General features: G+C 64.9%; 17 protein-coding genes and 1 pseudogene. 6 read left to right on the forward strand and 12 right to left on the reverse strand.

Features of this window, described 5'->3' with window-relative positions; genetic code table 11:
- Nucleotides 1-127: 127 nt before the first annotated feature.
- Nucleotides 128-628 (forward strand): annotated as a pseudogene (locus tag DTW89_RS11200) (ATP-binding cassette domain-containing protein); the annotation flags it as partial.
- An 864-nt stretch (nucleotides 629-1,492) separates the two neighbouring features.
- The gene (gene urtE / locus DTW89_RS11205; RefSeq protein ID WP_114656005.1) at nucleotides 1,493-2,185 is read left to right on the forward strand and encodes an urea ABC transporter ATP-binding subunit UrtE; all 693 of its coding nucleotides are present in this window, start codon (nucleotides 1,493-1,495) and stop codon (nucleotides 2,183-2,185) included.
- Between the two features lie 30 nt (nucleotides 2,186-2,215).
- Here the strand turns inward: urtE and DTW89_RS11210 are convergent, their stop codons facing one another.
- The 10 genes from DTW89_RS11210 to DTW89_RS19390 all read right to left on the reverse strand — a co-directional run bounded on the left by DTW89_RS11210 (nucleotide 2,216) and on the right by DTW89_RS19390 (nucleotide 14,214).
- Complete coding sequence (locus tag DTW89_RS11210) at nucleotides 2,216-3,046, reverse strand: urease accessory protein UreD (RefSeq protein WP_114656006.1); 831 nt, start codon at nucleotides 3,044-3,046, stop codon at nucleotides 2,216-2,218.
- 122 nt (nucleotides 3,047-3,168) lie between these two features.
- Complete coding sequence (gene otnI / locus DTW89_RS11215; protein WP_114656007.1) at nucleotides 3,169-3,966, reverse strand: 2-oxo-tetronate isomerase; 798 nt, start codon at nucleotides 3,964-3,966, stop codon at nucleotides 3,169-3,171.
- A gap of 103 nt (nucleotides 3,967-4,069) precedes the next feature.
- A complete protein-coding gene (locus DTW89_RS11220; protein WP_024816059.1) occupies nucleotides 4,070-4,837 on the reverse strand; it encodes an ABC transporter permease in 768 nt (255 codons plus the stop codon).
- A gap of 23 nt (nucleotides 4,838-4,860) precedes the next feature.
- Complete coding sequence (locus DTW89_RS11225) at nucleotides 4,861-5,697, reverse strand: ABC transporter ATP-binding protein (protein WP_114656008.1); 837 nt, start codon at nucleotides 5,695-5,697, stop codon at nucleotides 4,861-4,863.
- Between the two features lie 242 nt (nucleotides 5,698-5,939).
- Nucleotides 5,940-6,971, reverse strand: coding sequence for an ABC transporter substrate-binding protein (locus tag DTW89_RS11230; RefSeq protein ID WP_114656009.1), 1,032 nt, complete (start codon nucleotides 6,969-6,971; stop codon nucleotides 5,940-5,942).
- A 264-nt stretch (nucleotides 6,972-7,235) separates the two neighbouring features.
- The gene (locus DTW89_RS11235; RefSeq protein WP_114656010.1) at nucleotides 7,236-9,542 is read right to left on the reverse strand and encodes an NADP-dependent malic enzyme; all 2,307 of its coding nucleotides are present in this window, start codon (nucleotides 9,540-9,542) and stop codon (nucleotides 7,236-7,238) included.
- A 448-nt stretch (nucleotides 9,543-9,990) separates the two neighbouring features.
- Nucleotides 9,991-11,235, reverse strand: coding sequence for a M20 family metallopeptidase (locus DTW89_RS11240; RefSeq protein WP_114656011.1), 1,245 nt, complete (start codon nucleotides 11,233-11,235; stop codon nucleotides 9,991-9,993).
- Nucleotides 11,232-13,010, reverse strand: coding sequence for a 2-oxo-4-hydroxy-4-carboxy-5-ureidoimidazoline decarboxylase (gene uraD / locus DTW89_RS11245; protein ID WP_114656012.1), 1,779 nt, complete (start codon nucleotides 13,008-13,010; stop codon nucleotides 11,232-11,234). Before uraD ends, DTW89_RS11240 begins: the two co-directional genes overlap by 4 nt.
- Before the next feature lie 64 nt (nucleotides 13,011-13,074).
- The gene (gene puuE / locus DTW89_RS11250) at nucleotides 13,075-14,025 is read right to left on the reverse strand and encodes an allantoinase PuuE (protein WP_114656013.1); all 951 of its coding nucleotides are present in this window, start codon (nucleotides 14,023-14,025) and stop codon (nucleotides 13,075-13,077) included.
- A 33-nt stretch (nucleotides 14,026-14,058) separates the two neighbouring features.
- Nucleotides 14,059-14,214 carry a hypothetical protein gene (locus DTW89_RS19390; protein ID WP_161555636.1) on the reverse strand — a complete coding sequence of 52 codons (156 nt, stop codon included), beginning with the start codon at nucleotides 14,212-14,214 and terminating at the stop codon, nucleotides 14,059-14,061.
- 91 nt (nucleotides 14,215-14,305) lie between these two features.
- Between DTW89_RS19390 and uraH the strand changes: the two genes are divergently transcribed.
- Entirely contained in the window at nucleotides 14,306-14,656 is a 351-nt protein-coding gene (gene uraH, locus DTW89_RS11260; RefSeq protein WP_024816050.1) for a hydroxyisourate hydrolase, read from the forward strand.
- 136 nt (nucleotides 14,657-14,792) lie between these two features.
- Here the strand turns inward: uraH and DTW89_RS11265 are convergent, their stop codons facing one another.
- Nucleotides 14,793-15,260, reverse strand: a complete 468-nt coding sequence (locus DTW89_RS11265; protein ID WP_024816049.1) for a hypothetical protein — start codon at nucleotides 15,258-15,260, stop codon at nucleotides 14,793-14,795.
- Between the two features lie 139 nt (nucleotides 15,261-15,399).
- On the opposite strand from DTW89_RS11265, the gene xdhC reads away from it, so the two are divergent.
- A complete protein-coding gene (xdhC, locus tag DTW89_RS11270; RefSeq protein WP_114656022.1) occupies nucleotides 15,400-16,260 on the forward strand; it encodes a xanthine dehydrogenase accessory protein XdhC in 861 nt (286 codons plus the stop codon).
- A gap of 227 nt (nucleotides 16,261-16,487) precedes the next feature.
- A complete protein-coding gene (locus DTW89_RS11275; protein WP_114656015.1) occupies nucleotides 16,488-17,726 on the forward strand; it encodes a urate hydroxylase PuuD in 1,239 nt (412 codons plus the stop codon).
- 48 nt (nucleotides 17,727-17,774) lie between these two features.
- Here the strand turns inward: DTW89_RS11275 and DTW89_RS11280 are convergent, their stop codons facing one another.
- On the reverse strand, nucleotides 17,775-18,407 hold the full coding sequence (locus DTW89_RS11280; RefSeq protein WP_114656016.1) for a TetR family transcriptional regulator: 633 nt from the start codon (nucleotides 18,405-18,407) through the stop codon (nucleotides 17,775-17,777).
- Between the two features lie 183 nt (nucleotides 18,408-18,590).
- Between DTW89_RS11280 and DTW89_RS11285 the strand changes: the two genes are divergently transcribed.
- Nucleotides 18,591-19,904, forward strand: coding sequence for an efflux RND transporter periplasmic adaptor subunit (locus tag DTW89_RS11285; protein ID WP_114656017.1), 1,314 nt, complete (start codon nucleotides 18,591-18,593; stop codon nucleotides 19,902-19,904).
- Nucleotides 19,905-19,910: the final 6 nt, after the last annotated feature.

Genomic DNA, 19,910 nt, shown 5'->3' on the forward strand with positions numbered 1-19,910 from the left:
CACGTCGGGTGGGCTTGCGCGACTGCTCGAATCCGTTGTCTTGATCTGCGGCCATTGCCAGGGTCTGCTGCTTCATCTGCGGATAACGTTTGAGAAGCGACAACGGTGGACCTTGATCAGCATTGCCTTAGGGATAGGCCGCAAGTTCCAGAAGCCCACGGTGTTCGAGCAGCTCAGCGTGTTCGAGAACCTGGAGCTGGCACTCAAGACCCACAAGGGCGTGAAGTCCAGCATGTTCTTCAAGCTCGACTCTGCACCGTCGGACCGACTGGCCGAGGTGTTGCACACCATTCATCTGGCCGGTAGCGTGACGCGTCAGGCGGGTAATCTGAGCCACGGGCAAAAGCAGTGGCTGGAGATTGGCATGCTGCTGATGCAAGACCCGAAGTTGCTGCTGCTGGACGAACCGGTGGCGGGCATGACGGACGAGGAGACGGCGCGCACAGCGGAGCTTTTTTTGACGCTCAAGGGCAAGCATTCTCTGATGGTGGTGGAGCACGACATGTCTTTCATCCGGACGATTTCGGAGATCGTGACGGTGTTGTGCGATGGGGCGGTGCTCGCGCAGGGGACGCTGGACCAGGTGCAGGCGGATGAGCGGGTGATTGAGGTTTATTTGGGGCGGTGATGGTGTTTGCCCGCTCTCTTTTCTTGGCTGGCGGTGTGCTTTTGTTGAGTGCGGAGGCCGGGTCTCGCCCCGGCGGGCGAGGTACTTTTCTTTGCTTCGCCAAAGAAAAGTACCCAAAAGAAAGGCGACCCTACTGTCTGCGACCCCTTCGCTGCGCTACGGGGCAACCTGAGGTGCTCGGATGCGGGGTGCGCCGCGTAACTCACTGCGCGCCTGTGGCGCTCCGTTCAGACAGACGCGGCGAGTCAGTTGACGAAGCGCCGGTGTGTCCTGCGGCACACCCACGCCACCCCGCCTCCTGCGCGCCCCAGGCGCACACAGAAGGGGTGGGGAGCCTAACTACCCAACAGCCATACGGGCCATCGCTGCGCTCGGCCCTGTCTTCGCGGGCGCAAGCGCCTTGCGCTGCGCAATCCAGGCCGAGCGCAGCGATGGCCTGTGGGGATGTCCGGTTGCGGGTTCCCTTTTGTGCGTGCCTAGAAGCGCAGGGCAGGGGGTGCGTGCGTGTGCCGCAGGACACACGCACTTCGTGCACTGACTCGCCGCAGTTGTTTGAACGGAGCGCGCAGCGCGCAGTGAGTTCTGCGGCGCACCCCCTGACCGAGCATCGCAGGTTGCCCGTAGCGCAGCGAAGGGACACGCACAGTAGGGTCGCCCTTTCTTTGGTGACTTTCTTTCGGCGAAGCGAAAGAAAGTTACTCGCACGCCGGGCGACTCCCTGCCTCCGCCCTGCGCTGAAGCACGTCGCACGCTCAGCGTCCAAGCTCCCGCCACTCAGCACAAGCATGCTGAATGCTTCCAAATTTATAGCTACCAGCGCTTTCTGAATAAGCGCTAGAGGCCAAAAACACTCAAAAAATCACCATGCTCACCGTCCAAAACATCAACCAGTACTACGGCGGCTCCCACATCCTGCGCGACGTGAGCCTCACCGCTGCCCCCGGCAAAGTCACCGTCCTGCTCGGTCGCAACGGCGTGGGCAAGACCACGCTGCTCAAAAGCCTCATGGGCCTCGTTCCCATCAAAAGTGGCGCCATCACGTTCGACGGCAAACCCATCGATCAGGCCAAGCCTTACGACCGCGCCCGCGCAGGCATCGGCTTCGTCCCCCAGGGCCGCGAAATCTTCGGCCGCCTCACGGTGGAAGAAAACCTGCGCATGGGCCTGGCCTACAAAAGCGGCTCCACGCCCGTGCCGCCGCACCTTTTCGAGCTGTTCCCCGTGCTCAAACAAATGCTCAAGCGCCGCGGCGGTGACCTCTCGGGTGGGCAACAGCAGCAGTTGGCCATCGCGCGCGCCTTGGCCCCCGGCCCGCGCCTCCTGATCCTGGACGAGCCCACCGAGGGCATCCAGCCCAGCATCATCAAAGACATCGGCCGCGTGATCCGCATGTTGGCCGACAGGGGAGAAATGGCCATCCTGTTGTGTGAGCAGTACTACGACTTTGCGCAGGAGCTGGCCGACGAATACCTGGTGATGGAGCGCGGCGAAGTCATCGCACGCGGCGCGGGTAGTGAGATGCAAACCAAGGGCATCCGCAACCTGGTGGCGATCTGAAGATGGGCCCCATTTCAGGCCTGCTCCAGCCTACATGGCCCAGATGCGTGGTGGCTCGGCATCCAGCTGCCACAGCGCTGCGCGCCATGCGGCCCGAACCTGCTGGAGCAGTTGCATGGCGGGCTCCACCTGCGGGGCCAGCGCACGCACCACCACCACTTGGCCGTTGGGGCTGGTGGCACCTGCGGTGGCCTTGAGCGCGTGGGCATCCATCACGGCGCGGGCGGCGTCCAGGGCGGTGTCGCGCCGGGCGCGGTCCAGCGGCCTGCCCGTCACAAAGAACAGGCTGGCCATGCAGCGCTGTCCGGCCAGACCCAGCGGGCTCTCCAGCAGGCGGTGATCGGCCGCATCGATCACGCCGCGCTCCAGCCACAGGCCGGGCGCTTCGATGTGCTGCACAAAGCGCCCGGTATCAAAGGGCTGCCCGGCATGCGGCAGGCCCAGTGCGGTCACATCCCAGCCCATGCACTCGGCGCCAGGGGCGAGGTTCAGCGTGAGGTGGTTCTCGGCATTGCAGGCGTTGTAGCAAAGCGCCTCCAGTGGCAACCACTCCAGCCGCGCACCCTCGGCCAGGGTGAGGTGCGTGCGTTGCAGGGCCCGTTCGCCGGTAGACCGGTAAAAGCGGGTGGCCCCCGGTGTGGTGACGAGGCCATGCGCGCCAGGGCCCACCGTGGCCGAGATGTCCAGCGTGTCGCCGCCCACCAGGCCGCCGGGTGGGTGCACCAGCACGTTGTGGCACACCGCATCGCCCTCGGGGTACAGGCTTTGCAGAATGCGCAGCGGGCCGTTGTGCGCATGGCGGGCGACCGTGCGGGGGCCTTCCAGGGTGTAGTCCAGTTGCAAGCTTGCGTGCCAGGGCATAAGAGTTGTTTGCTATTGAAAAAATAGCTGATCAGGGTTGGCAGACAGGCTGCAGGGGCTCGTTTTGATCACAGTGCATGCACCCAAAGCGGCGTGCCCAAACCATCTGGCGACGGCAATGCCTACAGCCAGGGCTGGAGCCAGCCCAGCCCGTCCGATGTGGCGTGGGGCGCAGCGCCGCGTGCCGGGCGGTATTCGCAGCCAATCCAGCCACCATAGCCCAGGCTGTCCAGCAGTGTGAACAGATAGGGGTAGTGCACCTCGCCCACATCGGGCTCGTGGCGCTCGGGCACGCCCGCAATCTGAAAGTGGCCCACCTGGCCCGTGGGGATGTACTGGCGGATTTTCATGGCCAGGTCGCCCTCGGTGATTTGCGCGTGGTACAGGTCCATCTGCACCTTGACGTTGGCCGCGCCGATCTCGGCGATCAGCGCATGGGCCTGGTCCTGGCGGTTCAGGAAGTAGCCGGGCATGTCGCGGTGGTTGATGGGTTCGAGCAGGATGTGGATGCCGTGCGGGGCGGCCTGCTCTGCCGCGTGGCGCACGTTGGCGATGTAGCTGGCGCGCACGGTGGCTGTGTCAGCGCCCTGCGGCACCACGCCAGCCATGACGTGGATGCGGGGGCATTGCAGCGCGCAAGCGTATGCAAGGGCCTGGGCAATGCTGTCGCGAAACTCCGCCTCGCGCCCGGGCAGGCAGGCCAGGCCGCGCTCGCCCGCATCCCAGTTGCCCGGCGGGGCGTTGAACAGCACCTGTTGCAAGCCATTGGCCTGCAGACGCGTGGCCAGGTCGTGCGCCGGGTAGGCGTAGGGAAAGAGAAACTCCACGCCCTTGAAGCCATCACGGGCGGCAGCGGCAAAGCGGTCGATAAAGTCCACATCGTTGTAGAGCATGGACAGGTTGGCGGCAAAACGGGGCATGCAAATGTCTTTCAGGCTGCGGTGGTGCAGGGCCGGCCTGGAGGGCGTCGGGTGGATGACAAAAGGCGCCAGTGGCGCCCCGGGTGCATTGTCGCCGCCTGTGTCACTCGCCCTGCGAGCCCCGGTGTGCCCAGCCGGTGGTGTGCTTTTCAATCACGCTGAACAGCTCGTACATGGCCATGGCCATGGCGCCCACCACCATCAGGCCCGCAAATGCCAGGCCCATCTGCATGGACGAGCCCGCGCTGATGAGCAGGTAGCCAATGCCCTCGTTGGCCGCTGTCATCTCGGACACCGTGGTGCCCACAAACGCCAGCGTGATCGCTACCTTGAGCGAGCCAAAAAAGTAGGGCATGGAGCGCGGCAGCCCCACCTTGGTCAGCACATCCCAGCGCTTGGCCCCCAGCACGCGCAGCACGTCTTCGAGCTCGGGCTCCAGTGTGGCAAGGCCGGTGGCGATGTTCACCATGATCGGAAAGAAGCTGATGAGGAAGGCGGTAAGGATGGCTGGCCCCACGCCAATGCCGAACCACACCACGAGGATGGGCACGAAGGCGGCCTTGGGCAATGCGTTGAAGGCCGTCATCAGCGGGTACACGGCCGCATAGGCCAGGCGCGAGCTGCCAATCACAAAACCCAGCAACACGCCCACGACGATGGCAATGCCAAAGCCCGCCATCGTGACCCAGTAGGTGCGCCAGGCGTGGGCGGCAATCACACCGCCAAACTCGACCAGCTGCGTGCCGATGGCCCAGGGGCTGGGGAAGATGAACTCCGAGACATTGAAGGCCGAGCAGATGATCTGCCACAGCACGACGATGGCGCCCAGCAGGATCCAGGGGGACCAGCGTTCTGCGGTTTTTTTGTGCATGGTGCTTGTGTGTCGATGGGTGGTTACTGCGGGATGGGGGCGCCAGCTTTGCCTGCACCCTGGCGCAGGGCGCCGATGTGGCCGCGCAGCTCATGCACGATGTCGGTGAACTCTTTGGTGTAGGTGATCTCCAGCTCGCGCGGGCGCGGCAGCTCGATCTCTTTCTTCACCACAAAGCGGCCGGGGCTCTTGCTCATCACATACACGGTGTCGGCCAGAAAGACCGACTCGCGCAGGTCGTGCGTGACCAGAATCACGTTGAATTGCTGCTCGGTCCAGAGGTCGCGCAGGATGCACCACAGCTCCTCGCGCGTGAAGGCATCCAGCGCGCCAAAGGGCTCGTCGAGCAGCAGCATCTTGGGCTCGTGGATGAGCGCACGGCAGATGCTGGCGCGCTGCTGCATGCCGCCCGAGAGCTGCCACGGAAACTTGTCTTCATAGCCCGCCAGCCCCACCTTTTGCAGCAGCTTGCGGGCGCGCTCTTCGTATTCCTTGCGCTTTTGCTTGAAATTGCTGCGGAAGGGCTCGACGATTTCGAGGGGCAGCAACACGTTGTCCACCGTGGTGCGCCAGGGCAGCAGCGAAGGTGCCTGAAACGCCATGCCCGAGACCTTGAGCGGCCCCGTCACGGGCTGGCCGTCGATGAGGATCTTGCCCATCGACGGCATCTTCAGGCCGGTGGCCAGCTTCATGAAGGTGGATTTGCCACAGCCCGAGGGACCGACGATGGCGATGAATTCGCCTTGCCGGACCTGCAGGTGGATGGCCTCGACGGCAAACTGGTTTTGCGCGCGCAGCTCGTCGTTGTAGGCGAGCCAGACGTCGCGGAAGTCCACAAAATAGGAATCGGCAGCCTGCATCAGGGGTCCGTATAAAGAGGTTGCGCACAGGACCGCGTGTGCGGCCCGTGCATTTCAGTTATCCACAGCGCTGCGCGCCACCCAACACCGCACGAAACTGGCGCGGCCCAAGCCAGCGCCCCCGTGCAAGGGCCGCCATGCCGCGTAGGCGGCGCTTCGCTTGCGTGCACTGGGGCGTCCCCCTCCCGACTCGCGTAGCGAGTTGAGAGAGGGGGAAGGCGCAAAGCGACTCAGGGGGTGTTTCATTTCTTCGGCAGGATGTTCAGCTCTGCCGCGCTGGGCAGAAAACTCGCGTTCCACACATGGTCGGCATTCACGCGCGTCTTGGTGTTGAACGCATCCGACACCTGCGACGCCATCAGCGCCAGGCGGCCGGGTTGGGCCTGGCCAAAACCTTCGGCGCGTGCATCGGGGCTGTTGATGACGGTGTCGATGGCCAGTTGCAGGCGGCGGGTTTCGAGTGGCACGTTCACAATGCCATCGCGCGCCTTGACGTGTTCGATGGCGGCAGCCGGGTTGGCAATCACTTCCTTGGCGCCCTTGGTGAAGGCCGAGAGGAAGGCCTTGATGGCAGCCGGGTTCTCCTTGATGAGCTTTGGCGACGCGATGACCACGTTGCCATACAGCTTCACGCCGAAGTCGGCATAGGGCAGCACCAACACATCGGAGGCTTTGGCGCCACGGGCTTCCAGGTTCAGCAGCGAGGTGAAGGTGAAGCCGGTGATGGCGTCCACGTCGCCGCGCACCAGCATGGTTTCGCGCAGCGGTGGGTCCATGGCGGTCCACTGCACGGCGCCGATGCCGTTGGCCTTCTGGAAGATGGGAAACGCGCGGCGGCCTGCGTCGAACACGGGTGCGCCCAGCTTCTTGCCGGTCAGGTCGGCGGGCTTGGTGATGCCGCTCTTCTTGAGCGCCATCACCGAAGCGGGCGTGTTGTTGTAGACCATCATTACCGCCACGGGCTTGTTCTGCGCGTCGGGGTTGTTGGCGTGGAACTCCATCACGGCGGCCAGGTCGGCAAAACCCATGTCGTAGCTGCCCGAGGCCACGCGCTGCACGGCGCCGCCCGAGCCGTTCCCGGCGTCCACCGTCACGTCCAGGCCGGCGGCCTTGAAGTGGCCCTTGGCCACGGGCTGCAGGAACAGGGCGGCGGGGCCTTCAAAACGCCAGTCGAGCTGGAACTTGATGGGGGTGGGCGTTTGCGCTTGTGCCAGCGAGAACGTGCTGACAGCGGCCAGCAGCGCGGCGGACTGCAGGAAAGATCGCTTCTTCATGGGGAGGGCTCCTGTCGGGGAAAGGCGTGAAAGGTGCCGTCTTCACGGCCGTGTGGCCATGTACTCAGCAAAATCAATGCCCGCTTTCGCCGCAGCAGAGCCAGGCACGAAGCCATTGTTCCCCGAAGTGGTGCATGGGGGCATGCTGGGTTTCCCGACTGGGTGCGAAACCCTGCGTGCTTGCACCGCCCTGGACTGCAGGGCGCCCTTGGCTCTTGCCGAAGCCCTTGTCGGCGCCCTTACCGACGTCCTTGGCGCTTGCCCTTACTTGGGGCGCGCTGCCGCGCTGGCCACGGCCAGTGCCGTCATATTGAGCACCCGGCGCACCGTGGCGGCCGGGGTCAGGATGTAGGCCGTGGCGGCTGCGCCCATGAGGATGGGGCCCACCGTGACGCCGCCACTGGTGGTGGTTTTGAGCACGTTGTAGAGGATGTTGGCGGCATCCAGGTTGGGGCAGATCAGCAGGTTGGCCGAGTCCGTCAGGGTGGAGTCCGCCATGTAGGCGTTGCGGATGTTGGGCTCCAGCGCCGCGTCACCATGCAGCTCGCCGTCGCATTCGATCTCCGGGTGGGCGGCCACAAACAGGTCGCGTGCCAGGCGCATCTTCTTGGCCGATGCGCGCTTGGACGAACCGTAGCTCGAATGCGACAGGAACGCCACCTTGGGCGGAATGCCAAAGCGTTGCACCTCTTGCACCGACATCCAGGCGATGTCGGCCAGCTGCTGGGCCGTGGGGTCTTCATTCACATAGGTGTCGGCAATGAAGAGCGTGCCCCGGTTGGTCATCAGCGCATTGAGCGTGGCGTAGTCGCGCGCTTCCGCCTGGCGGCCGATGATGCTGTGGATGCGCTCCAGGTGCGTCTCGTAGGTGCCCACCAAGCCGCAGATCATGGCGTCTGCGTCGCCCAGCGTCACCATCAGCGAGGCGATGATGGTGTTGGACCGGCGCACGGCGGCCTTGGCCACTTCGATGGACGCGCCATTGCGCTTCATGAGTTGGTGGTAGTGCTCCCAATACTGGCGAAAACGCGGGTCGCCCTCGGGGTTGCACACCTCCACATCCCTGCCCAGCTGCATGCGCAGGCCGGCCTTGGCGATGCGGGCCGCAATCACGGCGGGGCGGCCAATGAGGATGGGCACGGCGATCTTGTCGTCAATGGCCATCTGTGCGGCACGCAGCGCGCGCTCGTCTTCGCCATCGGCATAGGCCACGCGCTTTTGCGCATCGGGCAGGGCCTTGGCCGCCATGATCACGGGGCGCATCAGCATGCCGGTCTGGTACACGAAGCGCGACAGGGTCTCCTTGTAGGCCTCCATGTCGGTGATGGGGCGCGTGGCCACGCCGGAATCTGCCGCAGCCTGGGCCACGGCGGGCGCGATCTTGAGGATCAGGCGCGAGTCAAAAGGCGTGGGGATGAGGTAGTCGGGGCCAAAGGTCAGCTCTTTGCCCGCGTAGGCGCTGGCCACTTCTTCGCTGATGTCGGCCTTGGCCAGGTCGGCGATCTGGCGCACGCAGGCCAGCTTCATGGCTTCGGTGATCTTGGTGGCGCCGCAGTCGAGTGCGCCCCGGAAGATGTAGGGGAAACAGAGGACGTTGTTGACCTGGTTCGGGTAGTCCGAGCGGCCCGTGGCGATGATGCAGTCCGGCCGCACGGCCTTGGCCAGCTCGGGGCGGATTTCGGGCTCGGGGTTGGCCAGCGCCAGGATGATGGGCTTGGCGGCCATCGTCTTGACCATCTCCGCCGTGAGCACGCCAGGGGCCGAGCAGCCCAGGAACACGTCGGCGCCATTGACGGCATCGGCCAGCGTGCGCGCATCGGTCTGCCGGGCGTAGCGGGCCTTGGACTCGTCATAGCCGCCGGGGCGGCCTTCGTAGATCACGCCCTTGGAGTCGCACATGAAGATGTTCTCCACCTTCACGCCCAGTCCCACCATCACGCCCACACAGGCAATGGCGGCGGCACCCGCGCCCGACACCGCGATCTTGACGGCGCCGATGTCCTTGCCCACCAGCTCCAGGCCGTTGAGCAGCGCGGCGCTGGAGATGATGGCCGTGCCATGCTGGTCGTCATGGAACACTGGAATGTTCATGCGCTTACTCAGCTCGCGCTCGATGTAGAAGCACTCGGGCGCCTTGATGTCTTCAAGGTTGATGCCTCCCAGCGTGGGCTCCAGCGCCGCGATGATGTCGATGAGCTTGTCGGGGTCACGCTCGGCCAGTTCGATGTCGAACACATCGACGCCGGCAAATTTTTTGAACAGGCAGCCCTTGCCCTCCATCACCGGCTTGGCGGCCAGCGGGCCGATGTCGCCCAGGCCCAGCACGGCGGTGCCGTTGGTGATCACGGCCACCAGGTTGCCGCGCGAGGTGAAGTCGAACGCCTTGGTCGGGTCGGCCTGGATGTCCAGGCACGGGTAGGCCACGCCGGGCGAATACGCCAGCGACAGATCGCGCTGGTTGGACAGCGGCTTGGTCGGGTTCACCGAAATCTTGCCCCGGCTGGGGTTGCGGTGGTATTCGCGCGCAGCATCGCGCAGGGCCTGCTCGGCGGCGGAAATGTTCTGGGTCATACGGAAATCCTGGAAGTCCTCGGCGGAATGCAAAACAACGGTACCCGATGGCGTGGGTGGCTGGCAGGTCGGTTGGTGCGCGTGCGGCACAAAGCCAGACCCCCAGGTTGCCCGGTAGCCCGGTACCCCGGGCGGTCAGGGTGGCGATGCCACGCAGGCTGTGGCGGTTTCTCCGGCAGCGGGCAGGGGGACGCGAGTGGGCGTCGGCCTGGCGTGCGGCGGGGACAGCGGCGGAGGTGTCGCGGCTGGCGCCATGGAAGAAAACGTTCAGGGCCACAGCCGAGATCGAGGGCAGGAGGATACTGGATTTGAGGAGTGAGCGGGCGGTACGCCTGGATTGGGCACAGGCACCCGGCCCCCGCTGACAAATCAGGTACAGCGATAGCTATAAAAACAATAGCTGTCTGCGCTTGCTGCCAAAGCGCCAGAGCCATAAAAGACCCCAAAATCACCCCGCCAGCAAATCACTCAGCGCCCGCGCGATGACCTTGGTGGCGCGGCGCAGGTCTTCCAGGTCCAGCCGCTCATCGGCCCGCTTGGCGTGTGATTCGAGCACCGTGCGTGGGCCGGCGCCATAAATCACGCCGGGAATGCCGCGCTCCACATACAGCCGCACATCGGTGTACAGCGGCGTGCCCACGGCGGGTACGGGTTCGCCCGTCACCGCGAGCGCGTGCTTCTGGATGGCATCGACCAGCGGCTGGTTGCCGGCCAGCGGTGTCATGGCATTGGCCAGCAGCAGGCGCTTGATGTTGACACTTATGCCCGCACGCTCGGCCGCTGCCTGCTCGATCACGCGGCGGATGGTGGCTTCCACCTCCACCGGGTTCTCCTCGGGGATCATGCGGCGGTCGAGTTTGAACGCGACCTTGCCCGGCACCACGTTGGTGTTGGTGCCGCCCTCGATGCGGCCCACGTTGAGGTAGGGGTGCTGAATGCCTTCGATCTTGGACGTGACCTTCTTGTACCCGTCGTTCTGCGCATACAGCGCGTTCAGGATGTGCACCGCGCCTTGCAGTGCATCCACACCCGTGTGGGGCACGGCGGCATGGGCCATCTTGCCGTGCACGGTCACTTCCATTTGCAGGCAGCCGTTGTGGGCGGTGACTACCTCGTACGAGAAGCCCGCCGCGATCATCAGGTCGGGCTTGGTAAGCCCCTTTTGCAGCAGCCAGCCGGGGCCCAGTTCGCCGCCAAACTCTTCGTCGTAGGTGAAGTGCAGCTCCACCGCACCGCGTGTGGGCTGGGCCACGGCTTCGAGCGCGCGCACGGCAAAGGTGAAGCTCGCAAAGTCGCTCTTGCTCACGGCGGTGGCGCGGCCGTACATCTTGCCGTCCACAATTTCGGCGCCATAGGGGTCGTGCGTCCAGCCTTCGCCGGGCGGCACCACGTCGCCGTGCGCGTTCAGGGCGATGGTTTTGCCGCCCTGGCCGTAGGGGCGGCGCACGATCAGGTTGGTGATGGATTCCATGCCATAGGCCTGCACATCGGCGGCGGGAACGGCGTGTTTTTCGGCGTCAAAGCCAAAGTCTTTCAGCAGCTCGGCAGTGCGCTCTGCATGCGGCGCGTTGTTGCCGGGGGGCGTGTCGGTGGGCACGCGCACCAGGGCCTGCAAAAAGCGCACTTCCTCGTCAAAGTGCTGGTCGATCCAGGCGTCCAGGGCGGTGTAAGAGGCCTGCGTGGGGGTGGTCATGGGCGGGGCTCCTCGGCAAGCTGGTGCAGCACCTGGGAGAAGGCGTCCACGGCCAGTTGCATGTCGTTGTTGGTGGTGGATTCGAGCGGGTTGTGGCTGATGCCTGAGTTTTCTCCGCGCACAAACAGCATGGCCTGCGGCAGGATGGCGTGGAGCTTCATGGCGTCGTGGCCCGCGCCGCTGGGCATGCGAAACACAGGCACGCCCAAGGCGTCTACCGCGCGCTCCCAATGGTGTTGCCAGGCGGGTGCGCTGGGGGCTGCTGCGGCGCGCATCGATTCTTCCAGCGTGTAGCGCAGGCCGCGCCGTGCGGCAATCTTGCCGAGCTGTTCCAGCACGTCGCGCACCAGCGCATCGCGCTGCGCGTCGGTGGGGGCGCGCAGGTCCAATGAAAAAAGGCAACGGCCGGGCACCACGTTGATGGAGCCGCCCGGCACCAACAGCTGCCCGATGGTGCCGACCGAGTCGCCGTCCTGCGCCGCGCGCTGCTCCACGTACAGCGCCAGTTCTGCCACGGCCACGGCAGCATCGCGGCGCCGGTCCATGGGGGTGGTGCCCGCGTGGCTGGCGGTGCCGATCATTTCGGCAATAAAACGCACCCCGCCGTTGATGGAGGTGACCACGCCCAGGGGCAGGTCCAGCTCATTGAGCACCGGCCCCTGCTCGATGTGGACCTCGATAAAGCCCAGGTAGTGCGCCGGGTCGCGCTGCAGCGTGGCAATGTCGTCGATGCACAGGCCTGCGTTGTGCATGGCCGCGCGCATGGTGATGCCGTCGGCGTCCTTCTGGTCCAGCCAGGTGGGGTTGAAGTGCCCGATGAGCGCGCCCGAGCCCAGAAAGGTGGCTTTGTAGCGCTGGCCTTCCTCTTCGGCAAACGCCACCACCTCGATGCCAAACGGCAGGCGGCGGCCCGCGCGGTGCAGCTCGCGCACACAGGCCATGGGCACGAAGATACCCAGGCGCCCGTCGTATTTGCCGCCGTTGCGCACGGTGTCGTAATGGCTGCCCGTCATGAGGTAGCGTGCGCCGGGGGCCGCCGGGTGGTAGCGGCCCACCACGTTGCCCACGGCGTCCATCTCCACCGCGTCAAAGCCGCATTCGCGCATCCAGTGGCTGATGCGCTGTGCACAGGCACGGTGCGCGTCGGTGAGGTAGGTCACGGTGAGCTGGCCCTTTTCGGCAAAGCCGGGGTCGGAGTGCTCGGCGAGTTGTTCGTGCCAGTCCCACACGTCGTTGCCCAGCAAGGGCTCGGCACCCAACTTGTCGTTCAGGCGGATCTCGGCAATGCGGTGAATGTTGCGCAGGGCCTCGGCGCGCTCGAAGTCTGCATGGTTGCCCAGCCGCCGCGCAAAGGTGTCGATGATCTGCTGTTTGCTCAGCCCCGTGCCCCGTGGCCCGCGCACCGCCAGGATGAACGGGAAGCCGAAGCGCGCGTTGTAGTCGGCGTTGAGCTGCTGAATGCGCGCAAACTCGTCGGGCGTGCACTGCGTGAGGCCCGCCTTCGATTGCTCGTGCGTCGATTCGGCCGTGAGGCTTTGCGCCACCATGGCCTTGCCTGCCAGCTCGGGGTGGGCACGGATCAGGCCGAGTTGCGCGTCGGTGCTGGCCGTGCGCACGGCATGGGCCATGGCGTGCTTGAGGTGCGCCAGCGAGCGAAACGGCCGCTGCGCGAGGGCTTGCTCGGCAATCCAGGGCGAATGTTCATACACACCGTCCAGCAGTTGCAACGCCTCGGCGGCGCTGGCGGTGTTCAGTTGTTCCAGGGTCAGGGGCATGGTGCGTGCTTCAATAAAGTGAGCTGCTTGCGCTTATGGGATAAGCGCCAGAGGCTGATTTGACTCAAAATTTTGGTGCGGGAAACCGCTGCGCCCAGTGGCGCGCGATGTCGATGCGGCGGGCCACCCACACCTTGTCGCGCTGTGCGATGTGGTCCAGAAAACGCTGCAGCGCCGTGATGCGCCCCGGGCGGCCCAGCAGGCGGCAGTGCATGCCAATGCTCATCATCTTGGGGGCGTTGTCGCCGGCGGGGTCGCCCTCGGCGTACAGCGCGTCGAAGGTGTCTTTCAGGTACTGATAAAACGGGTCGGCGTGCGAGTATCCCTGGGGCAGCGCAAAGCGCATGTCGTTGCAGTCGAGTGTGTAGGGCACGATGAGCTGGGGCACGGCGGTGCCGTCAGAGCGCTGCACCTTCATCCAGAAGGGCAGGTCGTCGCCGTAGTAATCGCTGTCGTATTCAAAGCCGCCAAAGTCGGCCACCAGGCGGCGGGTGTTGGGGCTGTCGCGGCCGGTGTACCAGCCCAGAGCCCTCTGGCCGGTCATGCGCTGGAGGATGTCCATCGCCTCCTGCATGTGGGCGCGCTCCACCGCTTCGGGGATGTGCTGGTAGTGAATCCATTTGAGGCCGTGGCAGGCGATTTCGTGGCCCAGCTCCACGAAGGCGGCGGTCAGCTCGGGGTGGCGCTGCAGGGCATTCGACACACCAAACACCGTCAGCGGCAATTTGCGCTTTTCAAACTCGCGCAGGATGCGCCACACGCCCGCACGCGCGCCGTATTCGTAGATGCCCTCCATGCTCATGTGCCGCTCGGGGTAGCTGGCGGGGTTGAACATTTCCGACAAAAACTGCTCGCTACCGGCATCGCCATGCAGCACGGCGTTTTCGCCGCCTTCTTCGTAGTTCAGCACAAATTGCACGGCAATGCGGGCGCCGCCCGGCCATTGCGCGTGGGGCGGGTTCTGACCATAGCCAATCAGGTCACGCGGGTAGGGCAGGGTGGTGTCGTAGATCATGGAGTGCAGCAAGAGTCACGGGTGCAGGGTCTGTCAGCGGACAGCGCAGCCGCCAGATGGCAGCGGGGCGTTGGTGGGCACAGCCTTGGCAAGCAAATGACAGGCCAGCCCGGCATTGGGGCGCCGGCGCTGGAGGGCGCCGGCACGCGCCAAGGCCTCGGCGAGGGCGCTGGCAGGCGACGAAAACATGGGCTGGATGATAGGTTGAACGGTGCACAGTGCATACACTTTGGGCACCACACGGCCCGTTTGCGGCCATCCACCTTCAGGAGATTTCACCATGGGCTTGAGCACCCACGTTCTGGACACCATGCACGGCTGCCCCGCGGCGGGCATGGCGGTGTCGCTGTTTTCCACCCAGGGTGACGAGGCCACGCTGCTCCAGCGCCTGGTGCTCAACCACGATGGCCGCACCGATGCGCCGCTGTTTGACAACGCCAGCCTGCGCAAGGGCACCTACCGCCTCACGTTCGATGTGGCGGCTTATTTCAAGGCCCGGGGCGTGGTGTTGCCAGAACCCAACTTTCTCGACCGTGTGAGCCTGGATTTTGGTATTGCGAATGCCGACCAGCACTACCACGTGCCGTTGCTGGTGAGCCCGTGGAGCTATTCCACGTACAGAGGATCGTGAGGAGTGCTCCTGAAAAAGGAGCTTATCGCGCTTTATCGGCGGTGATTTGTGCCAAGAAAGTGCTTGAAACCTATAAAACGCAGGCGTCAGCAGCTCTGTTTTTGTGAGCGCGGCGTGCCAGGGCGCCAAGACGTTCTCAGAGCTGGCCTTCGGTCAGGGTGTCCAGCTGAAAATGCCCACTTTTGTCCCACAGCCAGGTATCGGTGTAGACGACCCGGCCCATGCGCGCAGGCACCGGAAACGGGGCCGCGGCGCGCACGGTGCGCTCGATCTCGGCAACCACTTCCGGCGCATGGCGCGGTGCGCGCATCCAGTGCAGCTTGGTGACGTGGCCGCTGCGGTCAATGGCTACTTCCAGCACGCCAATGGCGTACAGCATGGGCGGCAGCTTGCCCTTGAAAACCCGCTGGGGGTTCAGGTTGTACACGTGGGTTGCCGCGTCGCGGCGATAGGCGCGCGCGCTGATGGCCGCCGAGGGGCTGGGCAACGCCGATCTGCCCGGTGCCTGCCCTGCGTTGGTGCTGGGCATGCGGCTGTCGGGAGGTGGCGGCGGGGCTTCCGGGGCAGATTTGCAGGCCGCAACGATGGCACCCACGGCCGCCATGAGTCCGGCCAGCAGCCAGTGGCGGCCGGTTCGGGAAGAACGTTGGGGCAAAGTGGGTGGCATGGTGCGGCCGCTATGCTGGTGGGCACGGTCCATGCGAGCTGTGCATGGTGTGCCGTGAACATACTGAAAGTTGGTTGTGACTGATCTGCTGTTATTGCTGGAGGGCCTGAAGGCCGCCCCGGCCTGTCTGGTGACCGTCGAGTCTACACAAGGCTCTGCTCCGCGGGAAGTGGGGGCCTGGATGGCTGTTTTTGCCAACAGTCTGGTAGGCACTATCGGCGGGGGGCATATCGAACACCAGGCCATTGCCCAGGCGCGGCTTCGGCTGAGCGGGCTTGCCGGTGCGCCGCGGCAGCGCTGCGCACTCGGCCCGGCCCTGGGGCAGTGCTGCGGGGGCGTGATGCACCTGGGGTTTGAGTTGGTCGGGGCGCAGCATGCGCAAAGCCTTCAGCAGCGCCTGGCGCCAGCGCTCTACCCTGTGGCCTTGTTTGGTGGTGGGCATGTAGGCCATGCATTGGCGCGCGTGCTGGCGCCGCTGCCGTTTGCCCTGACCTGGATCGACAGCCGCGACGGGGTTTTTCCAGATCCTGCACCCGAGGGCGTGCGGTGTGAACACTCTGAACCAGTGCAGCTGGCCGTGCCCCGGCTGGCCCCTGGCAGCCGCGTGCTCATCATGAGCTTCAGCCACGCCGAAGACCTGGACGTGGTGGCCGCCTGCCTGCGCCGCCAGCGCGAGCAGGGCGATCTGCCGTTTATCGGTCTTATCGGCAGCAAGACCAAGTGGGCCACGTTTGCGAACCGGCTGCAGGGGCGGGGTTTCATGCCGCACGATCTGGCGCAGGTGACCTGCCCGATCGGTGTGCCGGGCATACACGGCAAAGCGCCCGAGGTGATTGCGGTGGCAGTGGCTGCACAGCTGCTGCAAACCCTGTACGCGGCGCCAGCCCTGGAAAAATTGCAAGCGTCGGTAACAGCCATGCACCCGCATCCTGGGTAATGCCTGCCGCAGCTGGGCCACCGGGCTTCGGTGGTGTGTGCGCTGACCAGGAACAGTTCCTGCATACACTTTGTGCCGAAACGTGAGAATGGTGGGTCGCAGCGGTGCCCCGGCAGTGTGTTGCCATGGTGCGCGGCCCTTTTGTCTGCTCAGAGCGCCCGCAGTGGTGAGCAGGTTGCATATGTGGCGCGCGCTTTGGCGTGCCGCGAAGGTTGAGAACCGTAAACATGGAAAGCTATCTTCTCGACTGGGCCAACCTGCTGCTGCGCTGGGTCCACGTCATCACAGCGATTGCCTGGATTGGCTCGTCGTTCTACTTCGTCTTTCTGGACAGCAGCCTCACGCCGCCCGAGGATGAAGACCTGAAGCAACAGGGCGTGAGCGGTGAGCTCTGGGCCGTGCACGGCGGCGGGTTCTATCACCCGGTCAAGTTTGCGGTGTCGCCGCCCCGGTTGCCCAAACACCTGCACTGGTTCTTCTGGGAGAGCTACAGCACCTGGATCAGCGGGTTTGCGCTGTTCACGGTGTCGTACCTCTACAGCGCCAGCACTTACCTCATCGACAAGTCGCGCATGGACTGGGCGCCCGCCACCGCCATCGTGGTGGCGCTGGCGTTCTTCGTGGTGTTCTGGCTGCTGTACGACGCCATCTGCCGCATCTTCGGCCAGCGCAAGAATGGCGACGTCATCGTGGGCGCCCTCGTCTTCGTGCTCGTGTGCATCGTCTCGTGGCTGGCCTGCCACTGGTTTGCGGGCCGCGCGGCGTTTTTGCTGGTGGGCGCCATGATGGCCACGGCCATGAGTGCCAACGTGTTCTTCTGGATCATCCCCGGCCAGCGCACGGTGGTGGCGCAGATCAAGGCAGGCCTGCCGGTGGACCCGATTTACGGCAAACGTGGCAAGCAGCGCAGCGTGCACAACACCTATTTCACGCTGCCGGTGCTGTTTGCCATGCTCAGCGGCCACTACAGCTTTACCTGGAGCCACCCGCAGAACTGGCTGGTGCTGATCATGATGATGTTCGCGGGAGCGGCCATTCGCCAGTTCTTTGTGATGCGCCATGGCTACAAGCTGGGCAAGAGCGGTAATCCGCTGCCGTATGCGCTGGTGGGGGTGGCCGTGATGGTGGCCATGGTGGCCTGGCTGCGGCCTGCGCCGCCGACGGTGAGTGTGGGTGCTACTGATTTAATAGCTGATGGCGCTTATCCAATAAGCTCTACAGGTCAAATTGACTATAAATCAGTGCAAACAGTGCTCGAGCAGCGTTGCTACATGTGCCATGGCGAGCAGGTACAGATGAAGAACCTGCGGCTGGATTCGTCCGCCCTGGTCAAGCAGCACGCCCAGGCCATTTACCAGCAGGCCGTGGTGCAAAAGCTCATGCCCATGAATAACGCCACACAGATGACCGACGAAGAACGCGCACTGATCGGGCGCTGGTACCAGGCGGGTGCCGCCACCCAATGACCGGGTGGCGGGGTTGGGTGGGCCGGATGCAATGATCCGGCGCGCAGATCAGCCGGGTGCCGTGTCGTGCAGGCCAAGGCCCCTCAGGTACACATCCAGCGCCGCACGGCCGTTGGCCTGCAGGTCAAATGCTTCGGTGTTGAGCAGCCATTGGTGCACCAGCCCTTCCACCAGCACCTGCAAGCCCCGGGCGGCAAAGTCCAGCGCCATGGGTGGGGGCTGGCCGCGGGCGGCAAAGGCGCGTTGCAGCGCAGCATGGTTGCGCGCCACGCAGCCGCCGTGCACGCTCAGGTGGCGCTCCAGCACGGCGCCCATGTCGGTGGTGTATTCAACTTGGTGGGTGGCGATCTTGAGCACGCGGCAGGTTTGCTCGTCGGTGGCAATCAGGCGCAGCGCCTCCAGCATGGCACTGCGGATCTCGGCCACGGGATGGGCTGACTGCTCCACATACGCCACCACCAGTGTTTGCTCCAACGGCAGCGTGACGCGCTCCATCATGGCGTTGAACAGATCGGCCTTGTCCTTGAAATGCCAATAAATCGCCCCCCGCGTGGTGCCTGCGGCCGTGGCAATGTCATTCAGCGAAGTGTGTGAAACGCCACGCGATTGAAACAATTGTTCCGCAGCATCCAGAAGGTTGTTGCGCGTGGTCTGTGCGTCCGCCTTGGTGCGTCGGGCCATGAAATACCTCACTTGATGGGGTGTATTCGTCACTATACATGCATTCTTGAATGTATGTATGCTTTAATGCAAGCCTTCGTTGCCGTGCCGTGGGCCATGTTGCAGGCCTGTGCGCAGATCGGCGCGTCACACTAAACTGGTTCACTCTGCGGATTTGCCGCACCTTTTTCTCCAAGGAACACCATGTCTGCCTTGCCCAATGTCAAGACTGCCCCCGTTGTTGCCTCTGCCTTGTCCCCTGCGCGTGTGCGCCTGGGCGTTGCGGCGGGTGGCCTGTCCGTTGTATTGCTGTTGGCGGCCTGTGGCAAGTCCGAGGGGCCACCGGCGGCGGCCGGTGGCGGCATGCCGCCACCCGAAGTGGGCGTGGTGGTGGCCACACCGGGTGATGTGGGTTTGGTGACCGAGCTGCCCGGGCGCCTGGAAGCCTCGCGCGTGGCGCAGGTGCGGGCCCGTGCTGCCGGTATCTTGCAAAAGCGGCTGTTTCGCGAAGGCAGCGACGTCAAGGCAGGGCAGGCCCTGTTTACGATTGACGCCGCTCCCTATGCGGCGGCGCTGCAAAGTGCCCAGGCCACGCTGGCCCGCGCCCAGGCCAACCTGACGCAGGCGGCTGCGCTTGCCGAGCGCTACAAGCCCTTGCTGGCCGCCAATGCGGTCAGCCAGCAGGAATATGCCAACGCCGTGGCAGCGCACAAACAGGCAGAGGCCGACGTGGCTGCGGGCAAGGCAGCGGTGCAGACCGGCCGCATCAACCTGAATTACGCCAGCGTCACTGCGCCGATTTCCGGGCGCATCGGCCGCGCCCTGGTGACCGAAGGGGCACTGGTGGGGCAGGGCGAAGCCACGCAACTGGCTGTGATCCAGCAGATCGATCCGGTGTATGTCAACTTCACCCAGTCCGCCGGCGAGGTGATGAAGCTGCGCCGTGCCCTGGCCGATGGCCAGCTGCAGCGTGCCGGGGGCAGCGAAGCCGCCAGCGTGCGCGTGGTGCTGGAGGATGGCAGCGAATACGCCCGCCCCGGCAAGCTGCTGTTTTCCGACCTGACGGTGGATGCCACCACGGGCCAGATCACGCTGCGCGCCGAGGTGCCCAACCCCAAGGGCGACTTGCTGCCGGGCCTGTATGTGCGCGTGCGGCTGGAGCAGGCCCAGGTGGCCAACGCCATCTCGCTGCCGCAGCAGGCGGTCACGCGCACCCAGCAGGGCGACAAGATCACGGTGGTGGGCGCCGACGGCAAGCTCAGCCAGCGCACAGTGAAGGTGGGTGCCGCCCGCAACAACCAGTGGGTGGTGCTGGAAGGCCTGAAAGAAGGCGAGCAGGTCATGGTTGATGGCTTCCAGAAACTACAGATGATGCCGCCCGGCACGCCGGTGAAGGCGGTGCCATGGCAGGCCCCGGGCAGTGCCGCAGCATCGGCTGCTAACCCGCCTGCAGCTGTATCGGGTGCTGCGCCAGCGGCCAGTGCCCCTGCTGCAGCCGCCAGCGCCGGACAGAAATAAGGAGCC

It is taken from the genome of Acidovorax sp. BoFeN1 (genome assembly GCF_003345135.1).
GTDB classification, from domain to species: domain Bacteria; phylum Pseudomonadota; class Gammaproteobacteria; order Burkholderiales; family Burkholderiaceae_C; genus Acidovorax; species Acidovorax defluvii.